This window comes from Candidatus Pelagibacter sp. RS40 (genome assembly GCF_002101295.1).
Classification (GTDB): domain Bacteria; phylum Pseudomonadota; class Alphaproteobacteria; order Pelagibacterales; family Pelagibacteraceae; genus Pelagibacter.
The window spans coordinates 928,887-940,977 of the sequence record NZ_CP020778.1 but is presented as its reverse complement, the minus strand read 5'-3'; the positions used below and the strand labels follow the sequence as shown (position 1 = coordinate 940,977).

The following is a 12,091-nucleotide window of genomic DNA, read 5'->3' as shown; positions in this document are numbered from 1 at the left end:
TTAATTTATTTCTTAAGTCGCTTAAGAATACTATTTGTAGTTTTGTTTAAAGATTTATAAAAGCCAGATTTTCTAAGTTCATTTACAGCTTGTTCATTTAAACCTTTTGGAGTTTGTGAATTTTGGACCAACAATTTTAAATCATTTTTTGAATTAATTTTTGCATCCTCAGAAAGTGCTATAAAAAGAGAAGTAATATATTTTTGTGCATCTGATTTACTAATTCCTTTTTGATTAAGCCATACCGACAACGTATATAATAACTCGTAAAATGGTGCCATCATAGATGAAGTAGACCAAAAATTTAAAGATAAATTCTCATTTTCTATCTCAACAGTGGTGCCCAAATGATCAAAGAAATTTTTGACACTTTTGTTGGGTGGATATAAAGGTATAGGTCCCTTTCTAATTGAAATTGGGGGTAGTGGTATAGCCCTAAAAATTTTAGATTTCATATTTGTATATTTTTTAAGATCTTTCATTTTTATTGTAGAGATAAAGCTAATTATGGTTTGATTTTTTTTAAATTTAAGCTTAGGTAAAATTTGATGGCCTACCTCTGGTGTGACTGATAAAAAGATCCAATCGCTCTGATTAATAATATCTTGGTTGTTGTTTAAAACTAAAATTTTTTTACTTTTCCTTTTTAAACTCGATGAAATTTTATTACTTCTTTTTGATACAATTATTTTTCTAATTTTAAGTTTTGATCCTAAAATTCCATAGATTACAGATTTTGTAATATGGCCTGTTCCTATAAATCCAATTTTCATGATAAATATTATTACTATTACTAAATTAAATTAATTAATAAAAAAAGAATTAACTTAGTAATTAAATTGTCTAAATTATTTGTTGCATACTCCTATAGAATTGGGACCACATGTTTCTCCATTGGTCCATAAGGCTCCTATTAGATTAGCCCCATCAAAATTTGCATTCGTGATATTTGACGATGTAAAATTTGCCTCCATCAAATTAGAATTTTGAAAATTTGCTTCAATTAGTGTTGATCCCATAAAGTCTGCTCTAGTCAAATTAGCCCCAGTAAAATTTGCTTTTTCAAAGTTTGCGCCAACTAAAATAGACTCATATAAATTTGCCCTAATAAAACTTGATTCAGGAAAAGTTCCAAAAGATAAATTTGAACTCATCATAATGCTTTTATCAAAGTTTACCTGAATAAAACTTGTAAAAGATAATTTTGAATTCGGTAGATAGCTGCCTTGTAAATCTTGCCCATCAGAAAATCGACAATTAGTATAATCGACACCATCATTAATTGGATCCTCGCACCCAGCAATTGCATTTGTAGAAATCAAAAAAAATAATATTAAAACAAATATTTTTTTCATATTGAATAGTGAGTTAATAAATATGAATGATAACAGAAAAATACGTAGATGAGCTAGCTAATATTTTTGAGTTATAGCTATTAAACCAGCAATAACAATTAGAACACACGCTGAAATTGTGTTTATTACTTTTGGTTTTACTTTAATCCAGATAATTAATTTGTTTGCTAGCAAAGCATACCCAATCAAAGATAAAAAATCTAAAATCATATACGTAGAGATTAAAATTATAAATTGGATAATATAGTTAGAATTAAAATCAATAAATTGCGGAAAAATAAATGGAAAAAACATCCAAGCTTTTGGACTTGTACCTGCAACTAAAAAACCATCTTTTAAAAAGGAAAAGTTGCTTTTAGAAATATTATTACTTTTAGAAATGTTTTTTGGTCTGGATTTATAAATATCATATGCAAGATAAAGTAAATAGATTATACCTGCCCACTTAAAAATATTTAAAACTTTTGGATGATCTAAAAAAAAAGACCCAATTACAAATATAACTAAAGTAGCTTGGACAAAATTAGCTATTACATCACCTGTCGCTGACCATATACATTTTTTCATTCCATAATTAATAGAATATGAAATAATAACTACTCGAGGAGTACCAGGAGTAATGAATAGAAAAAAAATAATTTGAAGAAAAAGAAAAAAATCTGGGGGGAGCATAAAGGATAGTCCTAAAAAACCGGGAGCTAAAGATGGCTAGATAGGACTATCTAAAATGATAATATCACACCTTAACTTATTTGCATTAAAATTTTATATTAAATTTACTGAATTTTCATGAAAAAAAGTCACAGACCAGAAACAAGAGTAAAAAACCCCGAGCCCAAAATGGGCACTTCAGATTGGATAATTTGGGCTGCCTGGGCGGACCGTATTACTTTTGAAGATATAGAAAAAAAAACTGGAAAAACTGAAAGTGAAGTTATTAAAATAATGAGAAGATCTTTAAAACCCTCGTCATTTAGATTGTGGAGAAAAAGAGTAAATTCTCAAAGTATAAAACATAGAAAAAAATTTGAATATTCAAGAAAGCTTATAAGATCGAAGATAAAAAAAGAGGAATATTTAGACTAGTAATTACAGATAATAGAATTATATAGAGTTAATGAAAAATATCACAGTCTACTCAGGACCTTTATGTGCTTTTTGTGATGCTGCCAAAAGATTGTTAGGAAGAAATAATTTAGAATACAAAGAAATAGATATATCAACAGATCCAAATTTAATGGACGAGATGATTAAAAAAGCTGGTGGTAAAAGAACAATTCCTCAAATTTTTTTTGAAGAGCATCATGTTGGTGGGTATCAAGAATTAAGAGAGTTAGAAAAAAACGGAACTTTGTTAACCAGCTTAAAGTAATTTAATTATATAATTAATTTGCAACAAATATTGCTTGAAAAGGACCACTTCCTATGTGAATTGCGTCTCCTCCACCAGAATTTAGTGACATTCCCTCGCCTAAATTAAAACTCATTGTCAATGAAGTTGTTGCATCTGTAATTACTATTGAATCTGCGAAAGTAACCATTCCCTCAAGTTTATCTACCTCTCCTTCGTTTGCAGCTAAATGTCCATTTGTATCAACTAAAATTCCTTTAATCTCGGCAGATGTACCATTAATGTTTGTTGCAGTTGCAATTCTAGTCCATGAATCACCTGAACCACCAAAATGTGTTAAAGTTTCAGTAAACTTTCCGGCTGTAACTGCGCTTGACGAACAAACTGAGTTATTTGTATGCGATCCACTGCCTTTAGTATGACTACCAGATCCAGCAACTGTTCCACAAAAAACACCTGATCCACTTGAAAGACCATCCATTGAACCATCTATTTGAAAAGATGCAGTTATTCCAAATGAATTATTCATTATTGCATAACCATGGGTATAGGTACCACTTGGAGGCCTTGTATAAGTTCCTGTAAGATCGACTTCAGCATTCTGTGCAACAGATGCTGTTGCGCCACTCGCATTGTTAAATACTTGACTGCAATTAGTTAAATCTACTGTTGTGGTGACAGTTGGTAGTGTTGGAGAACTTGTGCACAAATACATCTTATAAATGACAATTTCATACAAGTCTGGAGTATATTCGCATCCACTTTTTATTTCAGCCTCTGAAAGGACACCACTAGATGTGCTACATGCGGCTGCTTTGGCCTCATTAGTAAATGATAACTCAAATATAAATATTGTTGCTAATATGAGTAATAAATTTCTAAAAATTTTCACTTAAAATCCTCCCGCTTTAACAGTAAATGCTGATCCACTTTTTACTATAATATTTTCTCTTCTTACTTTATCGTACTTTTGATCAACTATTGAAGTTTTTTCAAATACTTCATCACTAATAAATTCACGATCTTTATTTACCTTATTTGTGCTAAATCTTAATTGTAAAAACCATTCGTCTGTATGATGATCATAGTTTGTGTGCCCTAGCTCAAATGTTAAACCAGAGTTTGGTACCTCAACCTTTGTTGTATACTCGTAACCCTCAAAATCATTACCACTTGGTACATCAAATTTAAAAGCTTTCGTATAAAAAGTAGAAGAAGGGATATAAGGTATTTGAGCACCAAATTCTAAATCATACCCGTCCAAAGCTTCTTCTGCCTTACTATTTTTTCCTGTTTTACTATCACTGTTTGAAAAATATTGATTGTAATTTAATTCTAAATATGAAGATTTTATTTCTCCCCCTAAGCTCATTCTTGAATGATCGTAATCTAATTCGTGGTCATAAAATGCATTTAAACCATACATAGTTGTCTCATCCTCTGAGATATATCTTTTCCCAAGACCTAGGTTTAATGTTTCTCTATCTCCATCATGCATAAAAAAAGAACCTTGAAAGAAAGTTAGTTCTTCATCACTTTCATTAAGAGGCTTGAAAGTTTGTATGCTCAGTTCAGGTTTTGTCTCTTCAGTGGTTCTAATTGTAAAGTCTGTATGTTCGAAATTTCCATCTAAAAATGTCTCTAAAGAATTAAAAAAATTATCTTTGACTTGTTTAATATCTGCAAATGAAATAGTCGCAAAAGAAAGTACAAAAATAAACAGCTTTAATAGAAACTTCATACGATAACTATACGTTTTAATAGTTAAGAATGATAGCTAATTTTCTTCCTTAAAAACTAAGCAAATACCATTATTGCAATATCTTTTGCCAGTTGGATCTGGACCATCATCAAAAATATGTCCATGATGACCCCCACAATTCTTGCAATGATATTCTGTTCTTGCGTAACCTAAATGATAATCAGTTTTTGTTTCAAATACATCAGGTAAAGATTTATAAAATGATGGCCATCCTGACCCACTTTCATATTTGGTATCAGAATCAAATAACTTCACTCCACAATTTGCACAAAAATAGGAACCTTTTCTTTTTTCACTATTTAATTCACTAGAACCTGGTCTTTCTGTTCCCTCTTCAAATAAAACAAATTTTTGTTCTGCCGTTAAATTAGGATTATTTTTTGACATATTAAATATATTTAGCACAAGTTTTGTGTAAACTTGAATGTAATTCAATTAGTTTATTAAAATCTTTATTATAACCACCACCTAATACCCCACAAATTGGTATTCTTTTTGAAAAAAAGTTATCAATTACAATGCTATCTCTTAAATTTATGCCTTGATCAGTAATTTTGAGTTTGCCCAATCTATCATTATAGTGAATATCAACGCCAGCTATATAAAAAACAAAGTCAAAGTTCTCATCATTCAAATTTGCTAAATTAAATTTTAATATATCTAAATACTCTTTATCTTCAGTGTTATCTTTAAGCTCAACATCTAAGTCACTTAATGATTTTTTTGCAGGGTAATTGGACTTTGAATGCATGCTAAAAGTAAAAACATTTCTGTTATCTATAAATATATCTGAGTTTCCATTTCCTTGATGAACATCAAGATCAACTATTAATATTCTATTAGCAAGACCTCTGTTGAGTAAATACTTTGCTGCAACAGCAACATCATTAAAAACACAATAACCAGCACCTCCATCAAAATTTGCATGATGGGATCCTCCAGCTGTATTGCATGCTATTCCATAATTTATTGCAAGTTTCGATGCTAAAACCGTTCCGCCAGTAGCAACAAAAGATCTTCTTACAACACTATCATTTAATGGAAAGCCAATTTTTTTAATATCTTTTTCACTTAATTTTTTATTTTTTACATCTAAAATATATTTTTCTGAATGAGCCTCTTTTAATGTTTCAATTGAACATGGATTTGGTTCATAAAATTTTGAAACAACTTCTTTTTCAATTAAATATTTGGCAAGTTCACCAAATTTTTTGATTGGAAATTTATGATCATCATCAATTTTAGCCACATAGTCTTTATGATTAACAACAGGTAATTCCATTTTATTCAATTACACGAATAGGCTTTCCAGATAAATATGCCTCAATATTTTCAAACATTTGATTATAATAGATTGAATAATTTTCAGCTGTTACATAACCAATGTGAGGAACTAACAAAGCATTTGGTAAAAATCTTAATTTGTGACTAGAAGGTAAAGGCTCTTTTTCATAAACATCAATACCTGCACCTGCAATTTGATTTGTTGAAAGTGCAATGATTAAATCATCTTCATTTACAATAGGCCCTCTAGATGTGTTAATTAAATAAGCAGTTTTTTTCATTTTATCAAACTCTGCTAGCTTAATACAATCTTTATATCTTTCTCCTCCTTGAACATGAACAGATAGAAAATCTGAGTTTTGAATTAAATCTTCTTTGCTACAAGGTAAAACGTCCAGCTCTTTGCATTTGTCCAAGCTTAAGTTTTCGCTCCAAGCCATAACCTCCATGCCAAATGCTTTGCCAATTTTTGCAACTTGTGAACCAACGCGACCAAGTCCAATTAAACCCAATATTTTTCCTTTTAACTCAACTCCAATTGTTGTCTGCCAGTATCCTTGAAACATATTATCAATTTCAGTTTTAAGGTTTCTTGCCAATCCTAAAATTAAGGCCCAAGTTAATTCTGGAGTTGGATTAAGATTAGAGTCTGTTCCGGTAACAATGATTTTTTTCTTTTTACAAGCTTCAAGATCAATAGAGTTATTTCTCATTCCACTTGTTGCAATATATTTTAATTTTTTTAAGTTTTTTATTAGATTAGCTGTAATTTTAGTACGTTCTCTCATTATCAATAATGCCTCAAAATCATTTAATTTTTCGATTGCATCCTCCTCACCTTCAAATGGTTCATTAAAAACTTCTATTTCATATTTTCCTGATAATTTTTTAAGATCTACAAACTCTTGGGCAACGTTTTGATAGTCATCTAATATTGCAACTTTAAGCATTTTTTTTACTTTTATTTGAAAGGGTTATACCTGCAATTATGAATATTGCGCCAAGAAAATGATAAAACATAAATTTTTCACCAAGTATTACAATTGCCATTAAAGCTCCAAAAATTGTCATTAAATGTAAAAAAACCCCAGACCTATTTGCTCCTATGATGTCAATTCCTTTAATCCAAAACAAAAATGCAAATATGCCAGGAAATAAAACTACATAACCCAAGGTTAATATAAATGGTAATCCTAAAACAATCTTGTTTCCAAAACTCATCTCAATAAAATAAATTGGAACAAGGAATATAAAGCCACATATTATTATTATTTCTAATAAAGCTAACTGAGAAATAGGATGTGTTTTCTTGCGGAGTAAAGCTGAATAAATAGCCCAAGATAACATCCCTATTACCATTGATAGATCACCCTTATTAAACTCTAGTTCTTTAATAAGTTGAATATCGGCTTTCGTGACAATAAATAAAACTCCCGTTAATGATAAAATTACTCCTAAAATTTGAAATAGATTAGTTTTTTCAATTTTTAAAAATGATGCAAAAAAAAGTATCCAAACAGGAATTGTAGATATCATCAAGATACCACTGATAACTTGAGTATAATATAATGAGTAATAAACAATTGAATTAAATATTGTAATACTTGTAATACCTAAAATAATAAACAATCCAAGATTTTCAAAAACGTAATCTTTTTTATTTATTACCTCTTTATAAGTGAAAGGAAATAATATTAAAAAAGCAAAAAACCACCTATAAAAATTCAAAGAAAATGGTGGTATCTCATATGTGCTTGCAGCTTTTCCAACAATAAAATTACCTGACCAAAATAAAGCAGCTAATGTTAAAAATAAATATGCTTTAGTATTACTATTTATAATATTTGATTTCATAATCTTACTAATTAAACGAAACTAACTTAATAAAATAAATAACTGAAATGAATAATTTTTAGAATGAATCTCTCCAGCTCGATCTATAATTGATTAACCCAGTATCTATTGAATCAATTACTACTATATCGTCTTTATCAGTATTTGTAGACTCACCTGAAATATTTGCATACAATTTAGTTCCAAAACTAACTATCTTAGATAAAACTCCAGTACCAACATAAAAACATTCTTCAGTTGTTTCAGACCCTTTGTTAGTCCCAAGTTTTTTAGATAAATTGGTTCCACAATCTGCATCTACAGAACAAATATATGCCTTGCCATCTCCACACGATTTCGCTCCTCTGAGTGGTTTGAAAACTGGATAATAAACTACATTGCCTGTTAACGTTGGCTCATTTACAACTTTCTTTTGATCATCAAGATCTATAAACCATCCTCTATCAGCTATATCAGGACAACTAGAACCATCTTGATCTTTTGTAGTATTTTTGCATCTTAAAAAATTGTCAGGGCTTTGGCTAGCTTTTTGAGATCCAAAAAATGGGTAAGAGTAATCTTTAATACCAAACATCACGTTTTGAACTCTGCTAAGATTTACTTGGCTGTCACTTAAGTTCATTAGATCGCCCGTACCACCAAATAACCAAAAGCTTTTAGATCTAACACCAATACCTGCATCTAATGAATGATACATGTACCTATTATTTATTTGCGTTGAGGACATGACATCAAACAAAGTATACTTATCATAAAGTCTAACCGGCTTAGTATTTGAACTAAATTGCCCAGTCGTTACATCATACTCTGGTGTTTGTTGCATATTAGTTAAATTAATTTTCGTTATTTTGCCTTCTAAATCACTTACATAAAGTAGTGCACCTGAAAAGTTTGCTTGCGAGGCATCTGCTGTTATCACAACTGGTGATGATGGAATTGAGTTAACAATATCGTTTTTTGAATTGTTATCATATACTTTATCTTCTATTTTGATTTCTTTTTTAACTTTTCCAGTTAACCAATCAATTAAGTATACGTTTGATCCAATTGCAGGTGAAAAATTACCAAAACCACCTGTTAAAACCGCAACATATTCATCATCTAGTACATCGTTATCTCCAGCTCCTGTGTTTGGCATTCGAAAGACACGAGGTGATCCCCATGTTTCACCTAAATATCTATAATCATATTCTGCACCTGCGCTTGCTAAGTCTCCTATTTGAACAATACTAATACTATCAGAATTAGTATTTCCTGATGCATCAAATTTATATGCTTTATTAAAAGTAAGTCTTACCACTCCTGATATATTTGCGGCCGCTGTTGATTTTGTAACATCAATTCCATTTGCATAAATAGTGTAGGGTTCCGATGTATCTAAAATATTTGGCACCGTCCAAGTTTTGCTCAAATAACAAGAAGTGTTACCTGAAGCATCACAAGTATTTGATCCGCCAAGATTATTTGTTGCTGTTATAGATTGATTGAAATCTTTTATATTCAACCTAGTTGTTTTGTAAGGATATTCAAACAAATTACTTTGATGATCTACTCTTAATATTTTTTGACTAGTTGAGTCGTTTAATATTGAATATAAGTGAAGTGGTTTATTTGGATCTGTAACATCAATTGTAGAAAATCCTGCACCAGCTCTACCGTAAGGGATCATTAATAATGTGTACCAACCCTCTTTGTTTGTAATTGGGTGTTTAAAATAAGTATCATGAATAGTTGGTGAACCATCTAACAAGAACATAGGTATACTTCCCCCTCCTGATGCTTGATTTAAAGTTGGATTAATAATTCTTGGAAGTTTTGGAATTATTAAAGGAGGAACAAATCCCCAAATTTCTTCTCCTGTATCTGCATCCACCGCGTGTAATACACCATTGTTTGCAGCTCCATAAATTATATCTTTTCTATTAAAGTTGTTTGCTGCAAAAGTTACGTAATTATTTTTTTGTCTAAAGTAACTTTCTGTATTTTTCGTTTGTGCTTGAATGCTTGCAGATGGCTTTCCAACAATAGCTAATTCAGAATTATAAATATCTGCAATATATGCATTTTTTAATTTTCCATTATCATCTGTTCTTTTTCTTGGCTCTCTAAGATCACAGTCTCCATCATAATCAAAATAATCTTCACCTCTAACGAACCTAATAAGACCAGTAAGCTCATCCATTGTTCCATCTAATACACCACTAGAGCTTGCACATCTTGTTAGGTTAGATAAATTATTAGAACCAGTAGTTCTTCGATGATAGTCTTTAACTTGATTACCAGTAGCAAAAAAATAATTACTTATTGCTCTACTATTTGCATCGGTAAAATTATTTGATGTAGTATTTCCTTGTACGGCTGTCCAGATTTTTCTTTGAGCTGGTAATTTAATTTTGTCATTTAAATCCCAAACTTGTTTAGATGTTAAAGCATCCCCTGTTTGCGTTAGATCTGTTTTTAAAATTGTACCCCACCACTCCTTATTTCTTCTATTTTGAAATTTTCCTTGGAATAATTGTCCAGTTCTTGCAATTTCACTTGATATTGATGGTGCCGAATAAGAATATGTTTTTGCAACAATAGTTTGAACAATTTGATCAATTACAGCTTTTAAATCTGATGGGGTATTTGCGATAAAAAATCCTTGTTGTTTTACAACTCCTCCGGATTCTATGTGTGTTCCTCCTGCAATAGCAATATTTTTAAACATTTGTTTAGCTGAGTTGTCTTTAGTAACTCTCTCACCATATCCAACAGTAAAAGTTAAAACTCCTTGAGAACTAAATCTTGCTCTAGCTTCCGTAACTGGATGTCCTGCTGAGTTTTTTGTAAACTTTCCATCACCAATAATGATCATTGCATTAACCTGACAATCAAGCCCAGGTATTATTGGATTAACTATTCCTTTATTGTAGGTCCAATATTTCCTCATCAAAGTTCTAAGACCTGTGCCTAAGGTTCCATATTTTAGTTGTACTCTATCGTTAGCAAATAACTCTAAAATTTGTTGAGAGCCTTTTGGATTTATTCCAACTGCTATATTTCCTTCAGGGTTAGTTCTTTCATCATCTCTTGGCATATTAAAATTTGGATTATTGTCGTCATATTTAAATCCTGAAAAGTCTGCTTTTCCTCCTTGCCAAAAACCAACACCAAAGTTAGCCGATTGAGAAAGTGCTGAGTCTTTAACTACAAAACTTATTGAATCCTCTGCACCTTTCCACAGAGAAACACCAGAGTCTCCGAAGTGATCGACGTATGCTAAATTTGTATGGTTTAAAATAGTAATTTCGTTTCTTCCAAAACTTGTAACGTATATTCTATTTGATTCTGACGCACTTCCTTCACCAAGTCTAATTCCCATCGGCTTATCTAAAAAGATTTGTGAATTGCTTGCTGAATTTTGGCTATAGGCGTCTTTGATACCAACACTATGAGTTAATCTAATTGAACTTCCAGATTGTGTGTATCTACAAACCTTTGCACTTAAATACCCTGTTGTATAAATAACTCCATTTCTTACAGCAATACTTTGACCTCTTCCTGCTCCACAGGTGTCATAGTTGCTTGATTTGTTCCATCCTTGATAAAGACTGCCCGTTGGACATCCATTTTGACTTAGTTGTTGTTTTAAAATTTTACCATTTGGTCCGTCTTTGCTATAAGCAAAAAGATTTCCACTTTCTTGTACAACGTCTATTGCATCATCAAAAAGCGCTCTTAAAGTTGAGTTTGCATTCGAACAAATAACAGTTGAGGATTTATCTAAGTGTCCATTTAATGTAATTACTCTCCATACATCTTTTGAAATCGCCCACATTTTATTACCATTGATATCCATCGAAGGCTTACTTTTAAAATAAACTGCCATATTGCCACCAAGGTCTTTCGCTCCCTTTTTATGTTCTACTAATCCAGTTAAATTTTTGGCTTGTTTTTTTGTGTAGAAACGAGATAAATTTTTACAGTTTTTACATTTTTTTCCACCATCAGAATACCTTGAGTCTACTGACATCAATGTATAACCAGCTCTTTTATCTTGAGATTTATCTTGAAGTAAATAAATAAAATTGTTTCTATATTCCATATTGATTGGGCTGCCCATATTTCTACCTTTATAACCGTGAATTCTTGAGCCTCTGTTAACTCCACCAAAAACATTTCTATCTATTACTAATCTATTGGTATTAGGGTTCCAATAACCAAAACCACTTTCATCTACACTAACAGTAAAATAATTTCCGTTTCCCCTTGGTGTAACATCAATAAATGGTCTTACATATTTCTTCAAATCTCCACTAGCTGGGTCCCACATACTTTGTGATTTATCGACTAGAAATAAAATATTTGCAGGAACACTATTTCCAGTTCCTGGAGGAAGTGGTTTTGAATTTGCAATATTAGTTGCAAAAAAAATAAAAAAAATTGTGATAAATCTTAAAACCATAAAGACAAATTTATTTTACTTTGATCTTTATTCAAATT

12 protein-coding genes are annotated in these 12,091 nt (G+C 30.9%); 2 read left to right on the top strand and 10 right to left on the bottom strand.

All coding sequences use genetic code 11. The features are described from left to right. Positions 1-5 precede the first annotated feature (5 nt). The 3 genes from B8063_RS04955 to B8063_RS04945 all read right to left on the bottom strand — a co-directional run bounded on the left by B8063_RS04955 (position 6) and on the right by B8063_RS04945 (position 2,027). Positions 6-773, bottom strand: a complete 768-nt coding sequence (locus B8063_RS04955; protein ID WP_085070087.1) for a pyrroline-5-carboxylate reductase — start codon at positions 771-773, stop codon at positions 6-8. A 75-nt stretch (positions 774-848) separates the two neighbouring features. Continuing rightward, positions 849-1,355 carry a pentapeptide repeat-containing protein gene (locus B8063_RS04950; protein WP_085070085.1) on the bottom strand — a complete coding sequence of 169 codons (507 nt, stop codon included), beginning with the start codon at positions 1,353-1,355 and terminating at the stop codon, positions 849-851. A gap of 57 nt (positions 1,356-1,412) precedes the next feature. Further along, positions 1,413-2,027 (bottom strand): LysE family translocator, encoded by a 615-nt coding sequence (locus tag B8063_RS04945; RefSeq protein ID WP_085070083.1) that lies wholly within the window; start codon positions 2,025-2,027, stop codon positions 1,413-1,415. A 117-nt stretch (positions 2,028-2,144) separates the two neighbouring features. Between B8063_RS04945 and B8063_RS04940 the strand changes: the two genes are divergently transcribed. Continuing rightward, positions 2,145-2,441: a TIGR03643 family protein gene (locus tag B8063_RS04940; RefSeq protein ID WP_085070081.1), complete on the top strand. Its 297-nt coding sequence runs from the start codon at positions 2,145-2,147 to the stop codon at positions 2,439-2,441. 31 nt (positions 2,442-2,472) lie between these two features. Next, positions 2,473-2,727 carry a glutaredoxin 3 gene (grxC, locus tag B8063_RS04935; protein ID WP_085070079.1) on the top strand — a complete coding sequence of 85 codons (255 nt, stop codon included), beginning with the start codon at positions 2,473-2,475 and terminating at the stop codon, positions 2,725-2,727. A 13-nt stretch (positions 2,728-2,740) separates the two neighbouring features. On the opposite strand, the gene B8063_RS04930 is transcribed toward grxC, so the two are convergent. From B8063_RS04930 to B8063_RS04900, 7 genes are read right to left on the bottom strand one after another with little or no spacing between them, the layout of a single operon-like run. Further along, positions 2,741-3,598, bottom strand: a complete 858-nt coding sequence (locus B8063_RS04930) for a hypothetical protein (protein WP_085070077.1) — start codon at positions 3,596-3,598, stop codon at positions 2,741-2,743. Then, the gene (locus tag B8063_RS04925; RefSeq protein WP_085070075.1) at positions 3,599-4,447 is read right to left on the bottom strand and encodes an inverse autotransporter beta domain-containing protein; all 849 of its coding nucleotides are present in this window, start codon (positions 4,445-4,447) and stop codon (positions 3,599-3,601) included. Between the two features lie 36 nt (positions 4,448-4,483). Continuing rightward, positions 4,484-4,855, bottom strand: a complete 372-nt coding sequence (msrB, locus tag B8063_RS04920; protein ID WP_085070073.1) for a peptide-methionine (R)-S-oxide reductase MsrB — start codon at positions 4,853-4,855, stop codon at positions 4,484-4,486. A gap of 1 nt (position 4,856) precedes the next feature. Beyond that, positions 4,857-5,750 (bottom strand): histone deacetylase family protein, encoded by an 894-nt coding sequence (locus B8063_RS04915; protein ID WP_085070071.1) that lies wholly within the window; start codon positions 5,748-5,750, stop codon positions 4,857-4,859. A gap of 1 nt (position 5,751) precedes the next feature. Then, complete coding sequence (locus B8063_RS04910; RefSeq protein ID WP_085070069.1) at positions 5,752-6,702, bottom strand: D-2-hydroxyacid dehydrogenase family protein; 951 nt, start codon at positions 6,700-6,702, stop codon at positions 5,752-5,754. After that, positions 6,695-7,606 (bottom strand): DMT family transporter, encoded by a 912-nt coding sequence (locus tag B8063_RS04905; RefSeq protein ID WP_232311381.1) that lies wholly within the window; start codon positions 7,604-7,606, stop codon positions 6,695-6,697. The genes B8063_RS04910 and B8063_RS04905 overlap by 8 nt, the downstream gene beginning before the upstream one ends. Positions 7,607-7,664: 58 nt before the next feature. After that, positions 7,665-12,053 carry a PilC/PilY family type IV pilus protein gene (locus B8063_RS04900; RefSeq protein WP_085070067.1) on the bottom strand — a complete coding sequence of 1,463 codons (4,389 nt, stop codon included), beginning with the start codon at positions 12,051-12,053 and terminating at the stop codon, positions 7,665-7,667. Positions 12,054-12,091 lie beyond the last annotated feature (38 nt).

What these genes read in the sequence shown, in the direction of transcription:
- B8063_RS04955 (WP_085070087.1), bottom strand. Translation starts at nt 773, where the DNA reads ATGAAAATTGGATTTATAGGAACAGGCCATATTACAAAATCTGTAATC.
- B8063_RS04950 (WP_085070085.1), bottom strand. Translation starts at nt 1,355, where the DNA reads ATGAAAAAAATATTTGTTTTAATATTATTTTTTTTGATTTCTACAAAT.
- B8063_RS04945 (WP_085070083.1), bottom strand. Translation starts at nt 2,027, where the DNA reads ATGCTCCCCCCAGATTTTTTTCTTTTTCTTCAAATTATTTTTTTTCTA.
- B8063_RS04940 (WP_085070081.1), top strand. Translation starts at nt 2,145, where the DNA reads ATGAAAAAAAGTCACAGACCAGAAACAAGAGTAAAAAACCCCGAGCCC.
- grxC (WP_085070079.1), top strand. Translation starts at nt 2,473, where the DNA reads ATGAAAAATATCACAGTCTACTCAGGACCTTTATGTGCTTTTTGTGAT.
- B8063_RS04925 (WP_085070075.1), bottom strand. Translation starts at nt 4,447, where the DNA reads ATGAAGTTTCTATTAAAGCTGTTTATTTTTGTACTTTCTTTTGCGACT.
- msrB (WP_085070073.1), bottom strand. Translation starts at nt 4,855, where the DNA reads ATGTCAAAAAATAATCCTAATTTAACGGCAGAACAAAAATTTGTTTTA.
- B8063_RS04915 (WP_085070071.1), bottom strand. Translation starts at nt 5,750, where the DNA reads ATGGAATTACCTGTTGTTAATCATAAAGACTATGTGGCTAAAATTGAT.
- B8063_RS04910 (WP_085070069.1), bottom strand. Translation starts at nt 6,702, where the DNA reads ATGCTTAAAGTTGCAATATTAGATGACTATCAAAACGTTGCCCAAGAG.
- B8063_RS04905 (WP_232311381.1), bottom strand. Translation starts at nt 7,606, where the DNA reads ATGAAATCAAATATTATAAATAGTAATACTAAAGCATATTTATTTTTA.
- B8063_RS04900 (WP_085070067.1), bottom strand. Translation starts at nt 12,053, where the DNA reads ATGGTTTTAAGATTTATCACAATTTTTTTTATTTTTTTTGCAACTAAT.